General features: G+C 63.2%; 18 protein-coding genes. 1 reads left to right on the top strand and 17 read right to left on the bottom strand.

Translation table 11 applies throughout. The annotated features are described in order from the left end of the window. Nucleotides 1-11: 11 nt before the first annotated feature. Both flhF and flhA read right to left on the bottom strand, forming a co-directional pair. Nucleotides 12-1,298 (bottom strand): flagellar biosynthesis protein FlhF, encoded by a 1,287-nt coding sequence (gene flhF / locus G7026_RS05535; RefSeq protein WP_181069750.1) that lies wholly within the window; start codon nucleotides 1,296-1,298, stop codon nucleotides 12-14. A 15-nt stretch (nucleotides 1,299-1,313) separates the two neighbouring features. Next, nucleotides 1,314-3,434, bottom strand: coding sequence for a flagellar biosynthesis protein FlhA (flhA, locus tag G7026_RS05530; RefSeq protein ID WP_181069749.1), 2,121 nt, complete (start codon nucleotides 3,432-3,434; stop codon nucleotides 1,314-1,316). 212 nt (nucleotides 3,435-3,646) lie between these two features. Here flhA and sodC point away from each other — a divergent pair, with 212 nt between their 5' ends. Then, on the top strand, nucleotides 3,647-4,168 hold the full coding sequence (gene sodC / locus G7026_RS05525; protein ID WP_181069748.1) for a superoxide dismutase family protein: 522 nt from the start codon (nucleotides 3,647-3,649) through the stop codon (nucleotides 4,166-4,168). A gap of 95 nt (nucleotides 4,169-4,263) precedes the next feature. On the opposite strand, the gene flhB is transcribed toward sodC, so the two are convergent. From flhB to fliH, 15 genes are all read right to left on the bottom strand, one after another. Further along, nucleotides 4,264-5,400 carry a flagellar biosynthesis protein FlhB gene (gene flhB, locus G7026_RS05520; protein ID WP_181069747.1) on the bottom strand — a complete coding sequence of 379 codons (1,137 nt, stop codon included), beginning with the start codon at nucleotides 5,398-5,400 and terminating at the stop codon, nucleotides 4,264-4,266. Between the two features lie 27 nt (nucleotides 5,401-5,427). After that, nucleotides 5,428-6,204 (bottom strand): flagellar biosynthetic protein FliR, encoded by a 777-nt coding sequence (gene fliR / locus G7026_RS05515; RefSeq protein WP_181069746.1) that lies wholly within the window; start codon nucleotides 6,202-6,204, stop codon nucleotides 5,428-5,430. 1 nt (nucleotide 6,205) lies between these two features. Further along, entirely contained in the window at nucleotides 6,206-6,475 is a 270-nt protein-coding gene (gene fliQ, locus G7026_RS05510; RefSeq protein WP_138410007.1) for a flagellar biosynthesis protein FliQ, read from the bottom strand. An 11-nt stretch (nucleotides 6,476-6,486) separates the two neighbouring features. After that, nucleotides 6,487-7,263: a flagellar type III secretion system pore protein FliP gene (gene fliP, locus G7026_RS05505; protein ID WP_181069745.1), complete on the bottom strand. Its 777-nt coding sequence runs from the start codon at nucleotides 7,261-7,263 to the stop codon at nucleotides 6,487-6,489. After that, nucleotides 7,263-7,691, bottom strand: a complete 429-nt coding sequence (gene fliO / locus G7026_RS05500; RefSeq protein WP_181069744.1) for a flagellar biosynthetic protein FliO — start codon at nucleotides 7,689-7,691, stop codon at nucleotides 7,263-7,265. Before fliO ends, fliP begins: the two co-directional genes overlap by 1 nt. Nucleotide 7,692: 1 nt before the next feature. Then, on the bottom strand, nucleotides 7,693-8,169 hold the full coding sequence (gene fliN, locus G7026_RS05495) for a flagellar motor switch protein FliN (RefSeq protein WP_181069743.1): 477 nt from the start codon (nucleotides 8,167-8,169) through the stop codon (nucleotides 7,693-7,695). Between the two features lie 44 nt (nucleotides 8,170-8,213). Beyond that, nucleotides 8,214-9,185, bottom strand: a complete 972-nt coding sequence (fliM, locus tag G7026_RS05490; RefSeq protein WP_181069742.1) for a flagellar motor switch protein FliM — start codon at nucleotides 9,183-9,185, stop codon at nucleotides 8,214-8,216. Nucleotides 9,186-9,200: 15 nt separating this feature from the next. Next, nucleotides 9,201-9,728, bottom strand: a complete 528-nt coding sequence (gene fliL / locus G7026_RS05485; RefSeq protein ID WP_181069741.1) for a flagellar basal body-associated protein FliL — start codon at nucleotides 9,726-9,728, stop codon at nucleotides 9,201-9,203. A 155-nt stretch (nucleotides 9,729-9,883) separates the two neighbouring features. Continuing rightward, complete coding sequence (locus G7026_RS05480) at nucleotides 9,884-11,188, bottom strand: flagellar hook-length control protein FliK (RefSeq protein ID WP_181069740.1); 1,305 nt, start codon at nucleotides 11,186-11,188, stop codon at nucleotides 9,884-9,886. Between the two features lie 76 nt (nucleotides 11,189-11,264). Beyond that, nucleotides 11,265-11,621, bottom strand: coding sequence for an Hpt domain-containing protein (locus tag G7026_RS05475; RefSeq protein WP_181069739.1), 357 nt, complete (start codon nucleotides 11,619-11,621; stop codon nucleotides 11,265-11,267). Between the two features lie 24 nt (nucleotides 11,622-11,645). Then, nucleotides 11,646-13,346, bottom strand: coding sequence for an ATP-binding SpoIIE family protein phosphatase (locus G7026_RS05470; RefSeq protein ID WP_181069738.1), 1,701 nt, complete (start codon nucleotides 13,344-13,346; stop codon nucleotides 11,646-11,648). Next, a complete protein-coding gene (locus G7026_RS05465; protein ID WP_181069737.1) occupies nucleotides 13,346-13,651 on the bottom strand; it encodes an STAS domain-containing protein in 306 nt (101 codons plus the stop codon). The genes G7026_RS05470 and G7026_RS05465 overlap by 1 nt, the downstream gene beginning before the upstream one ends. A 90-nt stretch (nucleotides 13,652-13,741) precedes the next feature. Further along, on the bottom strand, nucleotides 13,742-14,194 hold the full coding sequence (gene fliJ / locus G7026_RS05460) for a flagellar export protein FliJ (RefSeq protein ID WP_181069736.1): 453 nt from the start codon (nucleotides 14,192-14,194) through the stop codon (nucleotides 13,742-13,744). 2 nt (nucleotides 14,195-14,196) lie between these two features. Next, the gene (gene fliI, locus G7026_RS05455) at nucleotides 14,197-15,555 is read right to left on the bottom strand and encodes a flagellar protein export ATPase FliI (protein WP_181069735.1); all 1,359 of its coding nucleotides are present in this window, start codon (nucleotides 15,553-15,555) and stop codon (nucleotides 14,197-14,199) included. After that, nucleotides 15,545-16,315 carry a flagellar assembly protein FliH gene (gene fliH, locus G7026_RS05450; RefSeq protein WP_181069734.1) on the bottom strand — a complete coding sequence of 257 codons (771 nt, stop codon included), beginning with the start codon at nucleotides 16,313-16,315 and terminating at the stop codon, nucleotides 15,545-15,547. Before fliH ends, fliI begins: the two co-directional genes overlap by 11 nt. Nucleotides 16,316-16,326 lie beyond the last annotated feature (11 nt).

Raw genomic sequence — 16,326 nt, 5'->3', positions numbered from 1 at the left:
GCGGGCAACGTTCACCCGACCCGACGCGAAGAGTCGTTGTACAGCCCTGCGAACATATCAGCCATCGTCTCCTCGCTGGGATCTTCGGCACTTTGCAGGCTTACCGCCCGGCTGACCAACTGGTGGCTGCGCGGCAGATGCAGGTCATCCGGTATCCGCGGGCCGTCAGCGAGATAGGCTACCGGCAGACGCTGGCTTATGGCCAGCCCCAGCACTTCGCCAAGGCTGCTGGCTTCATCCAGTTTAGTCAGGATACAGCCGGCCAGGCCGCAACGCTTGTAGCTGTGCCATGCAGCCTTGAGGACCTGACTCTGGCTGGTTGCCGCCAGCACCAGATAGTTCTTGGATTTGATGCCACGGCTGGCCAGGGCTTCGAGCTGCATGCGCAGGGCCGGATCGCTCGCCGGCAAACCGGCGGTATCGATCAGGATCACACGCTTGCGCGCCAGCGGCGCGAGCGCCTGGGTCAGCGACTGGCCGGCATCCACCGGGGTCACCGACACGTCAAGAATCCGTCCGAGGGTCTTGAGCTGCTCCTGGGCACCGATGCGGTAGCTGTCCATGCTCACCAGCGCAATGTTGCGCGCGCCGTACTTGAGAACATAACGGGCGGCCAGTTTGGCCAGCGTCGTGGTCTTGCCGGCGCCTGCCGGGCCGACCAGAGCGATCACCCCGCCCTCCTCCAGCGGCTCTTCCTTGGTGGTCTTGATCGCCTGGGCCAGGTAGGCCAGGACCATGCGCCAGGCCTTGCGTGGCTCGTCGATGCCGGCCACCTTTTCCAGCAGCGCGCGCGAAAGCTCGGCCGGCAGGCCCATGCGCTGCAGGCGGCGCCAGAGGTTGGCCTGCTGCGGCTTGCGGCTTTGCATTTGCCCCCAGGCGATCGAGCCGAGCTGGACTTCGATCAGCTCGCGCAGACCGTGCAGCTCGGAACGCATCGCATCGAAGGCGCGCGGATCGACGGCGGCAACCGGGGCAGCAGCGGGCGCGGGCATGGCCGGAGCGGCAGGCTTCTGCTCGCTTTGCAGTTGGCGATTGCTCACGGCATCGGCCTGGGCACGACTGCTCAGCTCGGCGTGTGCGGCCGCGATACGCGACTGCGTCTTGCGCAGTTCTGCCTCAAGTGCCGGGTTCGGCTGGCGCGGTGCCGGCGCCTGCACGGGGTAGTCCAGCGCAGCGGTCAGCTCGACCCCGCCGGCAACCTTGCGGTTGCCGAGGATCGCGGCATCGGCGCCCAGCTCGTCACGCACCATTTTCATGGCTTGACGCATATCGGCTGCGAAGAAACGTTTGACCTGCATGGCCTACACCCTCGATTAATTCTGACCCACCGTCGAAACGATGGTGACCTGCTTGTTGTCCGGTATTTCCTGGTACGCCAGCACATGCATGTTCGGAACCGAGAGCCGGGCGAACCGCGAGAGCATCGCGCGGATCGGACCGGCTACCAGCAGGATCGCTGGCTTGCCGAACATTTCTTGACGCTGTGCGGCGTCTATCAGGGAACGTTGCAACTTCTCGGCCATTCCGGGTTCCAGCAAAATTCCGTCGTCGGAGCCCTGTCCGGCCTTCTGCAGGCTGTTGAGCAATATCTGTTCCAACCTTGGCTCGAGCGTGATCACAGGCAGCTCGGGCTCTAGTCCCACAACGCTTTGCACGATTGCACGGGATAGCGCGACACGGACCGCAGCAACCATCGCGGCGGGATCTTGACTCCGCGGCGCAACGTTCGCGATCGCCTCGGCGATGGTGCGAATATCACGAACCGGCACCTGCTCCTGCAGCAGCGCCTGCAGCACCTTGAGCAGCGTCGACAGCGAAATCATTCCCGGCACCAGCTCTTCGGCGAGCTTGGGCGAACTCTTGGCCAGCAGCTGCATCAACTGCTGCACTTCCTCGTGCCCCAGCAGCTCGTGGGAATGTTTGTGCAATACCTGGTTCAGATGGGTCGCGACCACGGTACTGGCATCCACCACCGTGTAGCCCAGCGACTGCGCCTGATCGCGCTGGCTGGCTTCGATCCAGACCGCCTCCAGGCCGAACGCCGGATCCTTGGCGGCGATGCCGTTGAGCGTGCCGAACACCTGGCCCGGGTTGATTGCCAGCTCCCGGTCCGGATACACCTCCGCCTCGGCCAGGCTCACCCCCATCAATGTCAGGCGATAGGCGTTGGGCATCAGATCCAGGTTGTCGCGGATGTGAACCGACGGCATCAGGAAACCGAGTTCCTGGGAGAGCTTCTTGCGCACGCCCTTGATTCGCGCCAGCAGCTGACCACCCTGGTTGCGATCGACCAGCGGAATCAGCCGGTAGCCCACTTCCAGTCCGACCATGTCGACCGGCGTCACGTCATCCCAGCCCAGCTCCTTGGTTTCGGACGCGCGCTGGGCTGGCAGCAGTTCCTGCTGCTTCTGGACTTCCTGTTCGGCCTGTACCTTGACCTGATTCTGGCGGTGCCAGATCCAATAGGCTCCACCAGCGGCGACGCCACCCAGGCTAAGGAAGGACATGTGCGGCATGCCTGGGACGAGACCCATGGCGATCAGGATGGCCGCCGAGACCGCCAGCGCCTTGGGCGAGGCGAACATCTGGCGCTGGACCTGCTGCCCCATGTCTTCGGAGCTGGTGACACGGGTAACCATGATCGCCGCGGCTGTGGACAGCAGCAACGACGGGATCTGAGCCACGAGGCCGTCACCGATGGTCAGCAATGCGTAGACCTTGCCGGCTTCGGAGAAGCTCATCGCGTGCTGTGCCATACCGATGGCGACACCACCGATGAGGTTGATGAAGAGAATCAGCAAGCCGGCAATGGCATCGCCGCGCACGAATTTGCTGGCACCGTCCATCGAGCCGTAGAAGTCTGCCTCGGACGACACCTCGACACGCCGCTTCTTGGCCTCGGCCTGATCGATAAGGCCGGCGTTGAGGTCGGCGTCGATTGCCATCTGCTTGCCGGGCATCGCATCGAGGGTGAAACGTGCGCTCACTTCCGAGATACGGCCGGCACCCTTGGTGACCACGACAAAGTTGATGATCATCAGGATCGCGAAAACGACGATACCGACGACGTAGTTGCCACCAATCACCACGTTGCCGAAGGCTTCGATCACGTGACCGGCCGCAGAACCGCCCTCGTGACCGTTGATAAGCACCACGCGGGTCGACGCCACGTTCAGCGCCAGACGCATCAGGGTCGCGACCAGCAGGATCGTTGGAAACACCGCGAAATCCAGCGGGCGCAGCGCATAGACGCTAACCAGCAACACCACGATCGACAGAGCGATGTTGAAGGTGAACAGCAGATCCAACAGGAACGGCGGCACCGACAGCATCATCATGCCCATCATGACCAGCAACAGCAGTGGCACCCCGAGGTTGCCGCGGCTGAGTCCCGCCAGGTTGTTGCGCATATTGACTAGTTGCGTGCGATCCACGGAGCCCCCACCGGCATAACAATCTTTTGACGCTATCTGCGTCTCGCATGAGCTATAGCAAGAAGGGGTCCAACTTTTTTGGGCTGGCGCGAAACTCGCGCCCACCCTGCGGGGCCGGGGCGTGGAGCCCAAGGGCGAACCTGACTGCCATGTCGCAGTCAGAACTCAACGGTGGCCACGCCACCCTTCCCCCTTCGCACAGGAGACGAGACATGAAGCAATGGATAATCGCCGCGCTGGCCAGTTGCACGGCCGCGGGCCTGCACGCCGAAACGCTCTCGGTCCCGATGAACATGGTCAACCAGGAAGGCGTCGGCCAATCGGTCGGCACGGTAAAGATCGAAAGCAACGAATACGGCCTGGTGTTCCGCCCCGAACTAAAAGGGCTTGAGCCCGGTATTCATGGCTTTCACGTTCATGCCAAGGGCAATTGCGGCACCGCAGAACAAGATGGCAAAACGGTACCGGCCGGAGCTGCGGGCGGCCATTGGGATCCCCAGAACACCGGCAAGCACGGCGAGCCCTGGGGCGACGGCCACATGGGCGATTTGCCGGGCCTGACGGTCGAGAGCGACGGTACTGCTAGCCAACCCGTGCAGGCACCGCGACTCAAGAGCCTGGGCGATCTCAAGGGCCTCGCGCTGATGGTCCACAAGGGCGGCGACAACCACTCCGACCATCCCGAGCCGCTTGGTGGTGGCGGAGCCCGCGTCGCCTGCGGGGTGATTGAATAAGGCTGGAAGCTGGAAGCTGGAAGCTGGAAGCTGGGCAGGATGTGGTTGTCGAGCCACTGTGCAAGTCTTCCAGCCTCCGCTTGCAGCGCTGGCCGCTATTCGTCGCGGCGCAAGTCCGGCGGAATCGGTAGGTCCGGCAGCGGGTCGGGCCTCCGGCCCTTGCCCGAGCGGTACTGGCGCAACTGGTAGACATAGGCCAGTACCTGCGCAACCGCCAGGTACAGCCCTGCGGGAATTTCCTGATCGATTTCAGTTGAGTAATACACCGCACGGGCGAGTGCCGGTGATTCCAAGACCGTGATCTTGTGCTCCTGGCCGATCTCCCGGATCTTCAGGGCCAGGAAGTCACCGCCCTTGGCCAGCAGCATCGGCGCGTTGCCGCGTTCGGCGTCGTATTTGAGCGCTACCGCGAAGTGGGTCGGGTTGGTGATGATCACGTCGGCCTCGGGGATCGCCTGCATCATCCGCCGGTCGGCCATTTCACGCTGCATGCGGCGAATACGCGCCTTGACCTCGGGCTTGCCCTCGGTGTCCTTGTATTCGTCGCGCACCTCCTGCTTGGTCATCATCAGCTTCTGCTTGTTGTCCCAGAGCTGAAACGGCACATCCACCGCCGCGATCAGGATCAGGCCACACGCCATCCACAGGGAACACCAGCCGACAATCTCCGCGCTGTGCATGACCGCCAGATCCAGCGGCTGCTTGGCGATGGACAACAGGTCGTCCTGGTAGGCAGAGAGCACCACCAGCGCCACCAGCAGCACCACCAGGAACTTCCCCAGCGCTTTGAGCAACTCGACCAGCGCCTTGGTCGAGAACATCCGCTTGAGCCCCGCGCCGGGGTTCATCCGGCTGAATTTCGGCGCCATCGCCTTGGCCGAGAACAGCCAGCCACCCAGGGCGATCGGGCCGACGATCGAAGCCACGAGCAGCACCATCAATAACGGCATGATCGCCTTGAGCGCGATCATGCCGCTGCTCATCAGCATCATCGCCATGGCGCCCTCTTCGAGCAGGGTTTCCCGGCTCAAGGCGAAATTGCCGCGCATCATTCCCATCATGGCCTGGCCGAGGCTGCCGCCAGAAGCGAGCAACCCGCCTACGCCGGCAAGCGTGACAGCGACGGTGGTGAGATCGCGCGAGCGCGCGATCTGGCCTTTTTCACGGGATTCACGGAGCCGTTTCTCCGTGGGTTCCTCGCTTTTATCGGCACCGCTTTCGCTTTCAGCCATGCGAAATCGCCTCTGTTGATGGGCTGCTCATCGCGCGCCGACCAGCTCGCGCAGCAGTTGTAGCGCTTCGGTAGCGAACTGCTGGTATTGCGCAAGAAAATCGACCATGCCGGCCCAGACGATGAACAGCCCCAGCACCAGCGTCAACGGAAAGCCGATGCTGAAGATATTCAGTTGTGGCGCGGCGCGGGTCATCAGGCCGAACGCCAGATTGACCACCAGCAGCGCGGTGATTGCCGGCAACACCAACAACAGGCCGGCGCCGAGCACCCAGCCCAGCTTGCCGGCCAGCTCCCAGAAATGATTGCTGCTCAGCCCGCCGCCCACCGGCAGGGTGACGAAACTCTCAGTGATGATTTCGAGCACCACCAGGTGGCCGTTCATCGCCAGGAACAGCAGCACGACCAGCATGTTGAAGAACTGCCCGATCACCGCCACCGAGACGCCGTTGGCGGGGTCGACCATCGAGGCGAAGCCAAGGCCCATCTGCATCGCCAGCAATTGACCGGCGACGATGAACACCTGGAAGAACAATTGCAGCGCGAACCCCAGCATCGCCCCGATGAGGATCTGCTCGGCAATCAGCAACAGCGCCCGCGGGGTCAGCGCGTCGACCACCGGCATCGGCGGCAGAGCCGGTACCAGCACCACGGTAATCGCCAACGCCAGGTACAGCCGCACCCTCCCCGGCACGAGCTGGGTACCGATGATCGGCATGGTCATCAGCAAGGCGGCGATACGAAACAGCGGCAACAGGAACTGCGCCACCCAACCGCCGATCTGCGCATTGCTCAGCTCGAGCATGTCAGCCGATCAGCATGGGAATGTTGCGGACCAGCGTCTCGGTGTATTCCATGAACACACGGACCAGCCAAGGCCCCGCCCAGATCAGGGTCAACAGCATGACCAGCAGTCTCGGCAGAAAGCTCAAGGTCTGCTCGTTGATCTGGGTCGCGGCCTGGAACATCGCGACCACCAGGCCGATCAGCAGGCTCGGCACCACCAGGATGCCGACCATCATGGCGGTCATCCAGAGGGCTTCGCGGAAAAGGTCGACTGCGACTTCGGGTGTCATGGTCGAGCCTCCTAAAGGGTTCCGAAACTGCCGGCCAGGGTACCGATGATCAGCCCCCAGCCATCGACCAGCACGAACAGCATGATCTTGAACGGCAACGAGATGATCAGTGGGGACAGCATCATCATGCCCATGGCCATCAGCACGCTCGCAACCACCATGTCGATGATCAGGAATGGAATGAAGATCATGAAGCCGATCTGGAACGCGGTCTTGAGTTCGGAAGTCACGAAAGCCGGAACCAGGATCGTCAGCGGCGTGGCGTCGGGACTCTGGATGTCGGTACGCCGCGACAGGCGCACGAACAGTTCCAGATCGCTCTCGCGGGTCTGCGCCAGCATGAAGTTCTTCATCGGCCCCTCGGCACGCGCGATGGCCTCCTGGGCCGGCAACTGCTCGTTCAGGTAGGGCTGCAGGGCGTCGCGGTTAATCTGGTCGAACACCGGCGCCATGATGAACAGCGTCAGGAAGATAGTCAGGCCGACCAGGATCTGGTTCGACGGCGTCTGTTGCAGCCCCAGCGCCTGACGCAGGATGGAAAACACGATGATGATCCGGGTGAAGCTGGTCATCAGCATGACGAACGCCGGAATGAAGCTCAGCGCCGTCATGATCAGCAGGATCTGCAGGCTGACCGAATACTCCTGCTGCCCCTCCGCGTTGGTGCTCAGGGTGATCGCAGGGATCGACAATGGGCTGTCGCCCTGGGAAAGCAGCCCGCCGGCGTCCTGGCCGAGCGCGAAGGGCGCGACCAGCGCCAGGAAAATCGCCAGCAGAATACGCGGCATCAAAGCTTGTCCTTGTTGTCCCTGCCCAGCAACTCCATCAGGCGCTGAGCGAATTCCGGATTGGCCGGCTCCGCATCGGGCAGATGCACCGGTTCCTTGAGTACGTGCAGCGGCGTGATCCGCCCGGCGCTGATGCCCAGCAACACCTGCTCGCCACCAACCTGTACCAGCACCAGGCGATCCCGTGGTCCCAGGGCCTGGGTGGAGATCAGCTTGATGACCTGAGCGCCACGCGGGTTGAGCTGCTGGACGCGGCGCAACAGCCAGGCCAGCAGGAAGATCAGACCGATGACCAGCAGCAACCCGAGCAGCAGCTTGGTCACTTGCGAACCCATGCTCGCGCTGCTCATGGTAGCCGCGGGTTCAGCGGCGAAAGCGGGCAACGCGGCGAGGGACGCCAGCGAGGCGAAAAGTCGGAGGATTCGCATATCAGCGCAGCTTCTTGATGCGTTCGCTGGGGCTGATCACGTCGGTCAGGCGGATGCCGAACTTCTCGTTGACCACCACCACTTCGCCATGGGCGATCAGGGTTCCGTTGACCAGAACGTCGAGCGGCTCGCCCGCCAGACGGTCCAGCTCCACCACCGAACCCTGGTTGAGCTGCAGCAGGTTGCGGATGCTGATTTCGGTACTGCCGACTTCCATCGAGATCGACACCGGGATATCCAGAATCACATCCAGGTTCGGTCCATCCAGGCTCACCTGTCCGCTGGGCTTTGGCATTCCGCCAAACTCTTCCATCGGCGCGCGCGGTGCTGCCGGAGCAGCAGCAGTAGCCGCGGCAGCGCCCCCGTTCATCAGCGCATCGATGTCGTCCTGACTGGCATCGCCGGCCTCGGCCAGCGCGGCCGCCCATTCGTCGGCAAGCGCCTGCTCTTCAGGGGACTGTTCGTTCTCGTCTGCCATTGCAAATCCTCGACTGGCGCGAAATTAAAGATGAAAAAGTTGCTTTAGCGTGGCCGTTCCACTGGCGCCAGCACCTGCAGGGCCAGGTTGCCCTTGTGCGCGCCGAGCTTGACCCGGAAAGCCGGCATCCCATTGGCACGCATGATCATGTCTTCAGGTACTTCAACCGGAATGATGTCGCCCGGCTGCATGTTCAGGATGTCGCGAAGCTTGAGCTGGCGGCGCACGACCGTGGCCCCGAGCGGCACGCTGACGTCGAGGATGTCCTCGCGCAGCGCCTTGATCCAGCGCTCGTCCTGATCGTCGACATCGGACTGGAAGCCGGCGTCGAGCATTTCGCGGATCGGCTCGATCATCGAATAGGGAATGGTGATATGCAGATCGCCGCCGCCGCCGTCCAGCTCAATATGGAAGGTGGAGACCACCACCACTTCGCTGGGGCTGACGATATTGGCGAGCGCCGGGTTCACTTCGGAGTTGATGTATTCGAAGTTGACGTCCATTACCGCATGCCAGGCTTCTTTCAGATCGACGAAGGCCTGGTCCAGCACCATGCGCACGACGCGTAGCTCCGTGGGGGTGAACTCACGACCTTCGATCTTGGCATGGCGGCCGTCTCCACCGAAAAAGTTGTCCACCAGCTTGAACACCAGTTTGGCGTCGAGGATGAACAACGCCGTGCCGCGCATCGGCTTCATCTTCACCAGATTCAGGCTGGTCGGCACGTAGAGCGAATGCACGTACTCGCCGAACTTCATCACCTGCACACCGCCGACCGATACATCGGCCGAGCGCCGCAACAGGTTGAACATGCTGATGCGGGTGTAACGGGCGAAACGTTCGTTGATCATTTCCAGCGTCGGCATGCGTCCACGGACGATGCGATCCTGGCTGGTCAGGTCGTAGCTCTTGATGCTCCCCGGCTCGGCATCGTTTTCGGTCTCGACCAGACCGTCATCGACCCCGTGCAGGAGCGCGTCGATTTCGTCTTGTGAGAGCAGGTCTTGAACGGCCATCTGGGGCAAGCCCTTCTATTGCAGTACGAAGTTGGTGAACAGCACTTGCTCGACGGCAAGCTTGCCGGTTTCTTTCTGGGCCAGCTCCTGCACGCCCGCGGTCACTTGCTGGCGCAACATCTCCTTGCCGACCGGCGTCATCAGCGCCGCGAAGTCCTGGCTGGACAGGAGCATCACCAAGCGATTGCGCAACAGCGGCATTTGTTCCTTGAGCGCGTCGAGCGCAACCTGGTCACGCGACATCAGCGCGATGCTCACCTGAATGTAGCGTTGGCGGCCCTTGTGATTGAAATTGACAACAAAAGCAGGCGCCAGTACCTCGTACACCGCCTCCGGCCTGACGGCCGGTGCCGTGGAGGCCACCTCGTCACGCTCGGGGGTGTCTGCACCATCCTTTTTCATCAGAAACCAAGTCGCGCCGACCGAGGCTCCCACTGCCAGTAACAGCGCCAGAACCATGATGATGATGAGTTTGAGTTTGCTCTTGCCGCCGGGGGAAGCGTCCGGCCCTGCCGCAGCGGCAGGTGCCTGTTTCTTAGCCATGACAAAAATCCGTCGTTAAGCGCGCCATGCCGAGCGTCAAATGCTGGACAGGAACTTGATAGGTCGAAGTATCGGGCACGCCAGCGATGCCGTAAATGGCGAAGCCCACCGTATTACCAAGCCAGTCGCGAAGTACGGCGAGTCGCCAGCTGCAATCAGGCGTAGTAATCCACCAGGCCGCGATCGCCGGAGGTTCGGGAGCTGCTGATTTCACTGACGCCCAATACGGTTTCATCTTCCTGCGAGCCGCTGCCGGTACGACCTGCGTTGCGCCCGCCGCCCTCGCCCTGGCCTTGCCAGCCGCGCGACTGGTCCGAGACATTCACGTCCACAAGGTTCATGCCCTGCTGGGCGAACATGTCGCGCAAGCGTGACAGCTGCCCTTCGAGTGCATCGCGCACGCCGGCGTGCGGACTGAGGAAGGTCACCTGGGTCTGATCCTTGTTCATTTCGATCCGCACTTCCATGCGGCCGAGCTCGGCGGGGTCGAGCTTGATCTCCGCCGATTTGAGATTCTGGCTGGACAGCCACATCACCCGATCGACCACTGCCTCGCTCCAGCCCTCCTGCTGCATCTGCACCGGCTGTCCTGGTGCCAGCGTCGGTCGGTGGGGTTGGACCTGAGCGGCGGCCGGCTGAGTCAGCGCATTGACGCGATTGTCTTGGGATTCGCTGGCTAGAGCGCGGCTGTCCTTGAGGCTCACCGCCCCGCCCAACAGCTCTTCGAGGTCCGCATCCAGCTCGACCGAGGATTCGGTTTCGGCGTTCTGTGAAGCGCCCAGCAGCGCGCTAGCGAAGGACTGCAAGACGTCAGGCTCGGCCTCGCCTTCGACGGCTGCCGACAGCGTCTTTTGTAGGGCAAGTTCGTCAACGGCAGGTTCGGTGCTCAAGCCGGCCAGCGACAGCGTCGAGTCGCCAGCTTCGCCTTCCGGCGCACCGTCGAACGCCTGCGACAGCAGACCACCGAGGCCGAACTGCGACGCCTGCTGAGTGGCCTGTGGATCGAGCGCAGGCTGGAACTGACCGGAAAGGCCAAGCATCAGCAGCGGATCGAGGTCGCTTTCCTGCGGAGGCGCTTGCTCGGTCTCTGTCGAAGGCAAATCGTTGCCGCTAGCGGCAACGTTGGCTGGTGCTGCGCCAGGCGCCTCTGCCGGTGCGGCGGCCGCGCCATCTCGCGAATCGGCCTTGGGCTTGGCGTCAGCCGGCTTGTCCCGCTGCGGCTTGGCTGCGGTGCTTTCGCTGCGCTCGGCGGGCTTGGACGGCTGCGCCGGCTTGGCCTGGCGTTCTTGCGCGAAGACCTGGGCAAAGCTGGCTGCATCGCTTCGGCTGGCGGCCTTGCCCGTATTAGGGGCCGTGCTGGCGCCTGCATTATTGACGGGCGCGCTCTGCCCCTGGGACAGCGCCTTGGCGCGCAGGTCAGGTGGCGTGAGCTTCAGTAGCAGATCAGGGGAAACGGACATCGTTATTTCCGCTTTGATGGGTCGTACCGCTACCAGAGCAAATTCCGGGCCAGCGAAAACCGTCAGAGACTTGGCATCAGTCAGGACTATGACGCTGCCGCTCGGCGCGAAACAGGATACGGATGATGGCGAACTCTCGCTCCACCTGTTCAATGAGCCCTGCGGCATCGCTCAGCCGCCCTTCGCTCGCCTGCTCCTCGAGCCTGCGCAGCAAGTCGCTCAGGGCCGGCGCGCCCAGGTTGCTGCAGCTGCCCTTGAAGCTGTGGGCGGCCCGCCGCAGAGCGTCGGCATCGTTCGCCTCGTAGGCAAGGTGCAACGAGCGCAAGCGCTCGTCCGAGTCGTTGAGGAAAGTATCCAGCAGTACCGGGTACTCGCCTTCCATCACGTCCTGCAGCGTGGCCAGTACGGCACTGTCGAGATGTGGTAGGGACACGGGCCCGCTCCGGGAAAATGGTGATTATGCGCCGAGCGACCAGCTGAACTCCACGTGTACGCTCCTACCGTCGGCCCCCCACTCGCATCGGTCGGACAATTCTTCCACCAGGCGCAACCCTCGACCCGCAAGCCCCTTGGTATCGTAGCGAAGCGCACATACCCGGGCGGCATCGAAGCCGCCCCCGCTGTCCTCCACGGTGATGCACAGGCGGCCGCCATCCGGCGTTGGCTGCAGCTGGAAGTGAAACCTCACGTGCCCCGCTTCGAGAGCCTGCAAGCGCTGCTGCCTGAGCTCGTAATAACGGGCAAAACCCTGGGCGTCGCTCTTGAGGAAAGAGTCCAGACCGAGCACTCCATGTTCCAGCGCATTGGAGTAGAGCTCCGCCAGTACCGTAGAGATGGTGCCGGCCTGCGGCCTGAGCGGTTGCACCTGCAGCAGCAGCTGCAACAGCAACGGCAGCGGGTTGTAGTCGCGCAGGGATTCGGCGCGCAACTCGAAACTCGCCGACCAGTCCAGCGGGCTCGGCTGCAGCGTCCCGCTCGGCGCCGGCGCTGCGGGCAAGATGCCGTTCTCGACCCCTTCGACCAGATGAACCTCGACCATGCTGAGGTCATCCTGGAGTTCGCCATGGAAAGCCATCAACGCGGCACGGGTCTCGTCGAACAGGCTGGACGGGTCGCGGCTGGCTATCAATGCGAGCAAGCGTTCCTCGCCGAACAGCTCGCCCTGGGGGTTGCGACTTTCCACCACGCCATCGGACACCAGCAGCAGGCGATCGCCGAGCGTCAGCGAATAGCTTTCGAAGCGATCGTCGAACACCTGCGCGTCGAGAACCCCCAACGGCAGATGTCGCGAACGCAGCGCCACATGGCCCCCCTCGGCCGACCTGATCAGATAGCCGTCGGGAAGCCCACCAGCCCACACCTGCAGGATTCGCTGTGCCAGGTTGATGTCCAGCAGCGTGGCGCAACAGAACACTCCAACCGGCAGGATGCGCTTGAGCTTGGTGTTCAGCTCGCGAACGATGTCCTGGCTCGAATAGCCCTTGGCGGTCATGCCGTAAAAGGTCTCGGCCAGGGGCATGGCGCCAATCGCGGCAGGTAGCCCATGTCCGGTGAAATCGCCGAGCAGGACGAACATGCTGCCGGTGGGCGCCTGCGCGGCGAGCAGCAGGTCGCCGTTGAACAGTGCCAGCGGCGACTGCAGGTAGCGAATGTTCGGCGCCGCAAGGCAGCCGGCATGCGCCACCTTGTCGAAGATCGCCTTGGCCTGGCGTTGCTCGTCGAGCAACTGTCGGTTTTGCCGGGCGATCAGGTCGCGCTGCTCCAGCACTGTCGCCTGCAGCTGCCGCAGGCGGCCCATGGCGTGGATCTTCGCTTCGAGGATAATCGGGTTATAGGGCTTGGCGACGAAGTCGTCGCCACCGGCATCCAGGCATTTGACCAGCGCCTCGTTCTCGGTGAGCGAGGTGAGAAAGATGATCGGTACCAGCTCGTCGCCGGCCAGCGTCTTGATGCGGCGAGCAGCATCGAAACCGTCCATCACCGGCATCAGGGCATCGAGCAGGACCAGCTGCGGCCGCTCCTGCTCGAACATCGCCACGGCCTCCAGGCCGTTCCCCGCGGTGAGAACGCGGTGCCCCTGGCGACTGACGATCGCCGAGAGAAGCATCCGATCGGCCGGATTGTCCTCAGCGATGAGTATCGTCAGGCCGCGGGCCATCAGTCGATCGCGAACAGCTGTTCGAAATTGGAGATCGACAGGATCTTGCGAACTTCCGGGCTGCAATTGACCAGGCGGATCACGGCGCCCTCGCCGCCCGCATGGTCGCGTAGCAGGAGCAGCATGCCCAGGGCAGAGCTGTCCAGATAGGTGGTTTCTTTGAGGTCGATCACGTAGCGCTTGGGCGTCTCGCTGACGCGCTGGTAGGCATCACGGAAAGCTTGATGGGTACTGAAATCGAAGCGGCCCTGGATATTGATGGTCAGTTCCTGTCCATCTGCCGAAGGCTGCGAAGTGATGGTCATGTAGCGCTCCCTGATCCTTAACGAACTGCGCAGCGACGACAAATACGCCACGCCCCTGAAGATTTAGCACTCAACCTCCGGAGCGGCAACTCAATCGTTCTTGACCCGACCGGCGAGTCGCTGCGAGAACTCATCGAGCAGACGCTGTTCACGCTTGTCGGCGGCCACCCGCGCTTCCTGCAGATAACGCTCGACCAGTTTGCGCAAACCTTCCAGCCGCGCGTGGCGTTGCTGCCATTGGGCGCGCAGCTTGTCGAGGTTGTCACTGTGCCAACCCACGCTACGCCGCTGCTGGGCGATGGCCGACTCGAGCTGGGAAAGAAAGCGCTGATAGTTCATCAGCCACTGGCCGGAAACACCGCGACTGCCTTCGCTGATCCACTGCTGCTGGTAGTCCCCGAAGTACTGTTCCAGATCGCCAAGTTTGCTCTGTGCCTGGGTCAGTTGCGCCTGGCCCTGACCGAGCATTCGCGCGGCGTCGCGCTCGGCACGCTCGGCCATTTCGATGACCGGCCCCAGGCGGGCGGCGCGGCTGGCCGTCACGCTCAGCTACCCTGGCGGCCGGCAAATACCGCAGCGAGGCTTGCGGCGCTCTGGCTCAGGCCTTCGCTTTCATTGAGACCCTGTCGCAGATAGGCAACCATGTCGGCCTGCCGTGCAATCGCCAGGTCGGTTTCCGGATCACCGCCGGCCACATAGGCGCCAACGCTGATCAGATCGCGGCTCTGCTGGTAACGCGACCAGAGCTGCTTGAAACGCTGCGAGGCGCGCACGTGGTCGGCACTGACCACCTGCGGCATGACCCGACTGATGGAGGCCTCGATGTCGATCGCCGGGTAATGCCCTTCCTCGGCGAGCCGACGTGACAGCACGATATGGCCGTCGAGCACACCGCGGGCGGCATCGGCGATCGGGTCCTGCTGGTCGTCACCTTCCGATAGCACGGTGTAGAAGGCGGTAATCGATCCGCCGCCCTCCTCGGCGTTGCCGGCACGCTCGACCAGGCTCGGCAGCTTGGCGAACACCGACGGCGGATAGCCCTTGGTCGCCGGAGGTTCGCCGATGGCCAGTGCGATCTCGCGCTGGGCCTGGGCGAAGCGCGTCAGCGAATCCATCAACAACAGAACGTTCTTGCCTTTGTCGCGGAAGTATTCGGCGATGCGCGTGCAATACATGGCGGCGCGCAGGCGCATCAGCGGCGCCTCGTCAGCGGGTGAGGCGACCACTACCGAGCGCTTGATGCTTTCCTCGCCAAGAATGTTCTCGATGAATTCCTTGACCTCGCGGCCCCGCTCGCCGATCAGGCCGACGACGATGACGTCGGCCTCGGTGAAGCGGGTCATCATGCCGAGCAGCACGCTCTTGCCCACGCCGGTGCCAGCGAACAGCCCGAGGCGCTGGCCACGGCCAACCGTGAGCAGACCGTTGATGCTGCGAATGCCCACATCCAGCGGCTCGCTGATCGGATGGCGCTTGAGCGGGTTGATCACCGGACCGTCCATCGGTACCCAGTCCTCGGCCTTCATTCCGCCCTTGCCGTCCAGAGCACGGCCGGCGCCGTCTAGCACGCGACCCAGCATCGAGGTGCCCATCGGCAGGCGGCCGGTATTGGGCAGCGGCACGACCCGTGCGCCGGGCGCGATGCCCGCGAGGCTGCCGACCGGCATCAGGAACAGCTTGCCGCTGGAAAAGCCCATGACCTCAGCCTCGACCTGGGACGGGCTGTAGTCGTCGTCGTTGATGACTAGGCAGCGGCTGCCAATGGCCGCGCGCAGGCCTTCAGCCTCCAGGGTCAGCCCGACCATGCGCAGCAGCCGGCCTTCCAGAACCGGCTGGCCCGGAAGTTTGATCGCCTCGACGTAGGTGTCGAAACGCCGCCCGAAGCTGACCCGATCAACCTTCATCGGCGCTGTCCGTATCAATGGTCAGATCGGCCGGCGGCGGGTTGGTCGCATTTTCGCGCTGCTGCTCGAACAGCTGCTTGATCGCCTGGGACAAACGCGTCTCGACGCTCGCATCGATGCGACTATGCTCGGTCTCGACGCGGCAACCGCCGGGCAGCAGGCCTTCGTCCTCGAGAATCCGCCAGCTTTCCTCATGGCGCTCACGCAGCGCCTTGACCTGTTCGAAGTCCTGAGGGTTGATGTGGATGCGTACGTTTTCGGCGCCCATAGGCAGCAGCTTCAACGCCTCGCGAAGTACCTGGCGGATCTGGCTCGAATCGATCAGCAGGTCGCGCTGGATGACTTCCCGCGACAGATGGCTGACCAGGGTGACGATCGCGTGCTCGAGGTTTCGGTCCTGATCGGCGATCGGCTCGAGCAACTGGCCCATTATCTGTTCGAGGCTGGCGACCTTGGCTGCCAGCACCGGCTCGGCCTCCTGCCGTGCCTTGAGTTGGCCTGCATGGAAACCATCCTTCTCGCCCGTGGCGAAGCCTTCGTTGTAGGCCTCCTGACGGATCGCCTCCAGCTCGTCGAGCGTCAGAGGTTTGACGTCTTCGACCGGAACGTCCTCGATCTGTGGGACTTCCTCGACCGGCGCCTGCTCGGGCTCCAGCTCGACCAGATCGGCCTTGTCCGGATCGAAGCTCGGCAAGGCCCAGCGATCGAAGACGCTGGCGTCTTTCGCTCGGATCAGGTCGCTGGGGTTTTCCTTCGCCATGGGGTACCTGC

Source organism: Stutzerimonas azotifigens (assembly GCF_013522725.1).
Lineage (GTDB): Bacteria > Pseudomonadota > Gammaproteobacteria > Pseudomonadales > Pseudomonadaceae > Stutzerimonas > Stutzerimonas azotifigens_A.
This window is presented reverse-complemented; position numbering and strand designations above follow the sequence as displayed.

Bases quoted from the DNA above. Each gene is read 5' to 3' on its own strand.
- flhB (WP_181069747.1), bottom strand. From the start codon at position 5,400: ATGGCTGAAAGCGAAAGCGGTGCCGATAAAAGCGAGGAACCCACGGAG.
- fliO (WP_181069744.1), bottom strand. From the start codon at position 7,691: ATGCGAATCCTCCGACTTTTCGCCTCGCTGGCGTCCCTCGCCGCGTTG.
- G7026_RS05480 (WP_181069740.1), bottom strand. From the start codon at position 11,188: ATGTCCGTTTCCCCTGATCTGCTACTGAAGCTCACGCCACCTGACCTG.
- fliI (WP_181069735.1), bottom strand. From the start codon at position 15,555: ATGAAGGTTGATCGGGTCAGCTTCGGGCGGCGTTTCGACACCTACGTC.
- sodC (WP_181069748.1), top strand. From the start codon at position 3,647: ATGAAGCAATGGATAATCGCCGCGCTGGCCAGTTGCACGGCCGCGGGC.
- G7026_RS05465 (WP_181069737.1), bottom strand. From the start codon at position 13,651: ATGACCATCACTTCGCAGCCTTCGGCAGATGGACAGGAACTGACCATC.
- fliM (WP_181069742.1), bottom strand. From the start codon at position 9,185: ATGGCCGTTCAAGACCTGCTCTCACAAGACGAAATCGACGCGCTCCTG.
- G7026_RS05470 (WP_181069738.1), bottom strand. From the start codon at position 13,346: ATGGCCCGCGGCCTGACGATACTCATCGCTGAGGACAATCCGGCCGAT.
- fliQ (WP_138410007.1), bottom strand. From the start codon at position 6,475: ATGACACCCGAAGTCGCAGTCGACCTTTTCCGCGAAGCCCTCTGGATG.
- fliP (WP_181069745.1), bottom strand. From the start codon at position 7,263: ATGCCGCGTATTCTGCTGGCGATTTTCCTGGCGCTGGTCGCGCCCTTC.
- fliH (WP_181069734.1), bottom strand. From the start codon at position 16,315: ATGGCGAAGGAAAACCCCAGCGACCTGATCCGAGCGAAAGACGCCAGC.
- fliN (WP_181069743.1), bottom strand. From the start codon at position 8,169: ATGGCAGACGAGAACGAACAGTCCCCTGAAGAGCAGGCGCTTGCCGAC.
- fliR (WP_181069746.1), bottom strand. From the start codon at position 6,204: ATGCTCGAGCTGAGCAATGCGCAGATCGGCGGTTGGGTGGCGCAGTTC.
- fliL (WP_181069741.1), bottom strand. From the start codon at position 9,728: ATGGCTAAGAAACAGGCACCTGCCGCTGCGGCAGGGCCGGACGCTTCC.
- flhF (WP_181069750.1), bottom strand. From the start codon at position 1,298: ATGCAGGTCAAACGTTTCTTCGCAGCCGATATGCGTCAAGCCATGAAA.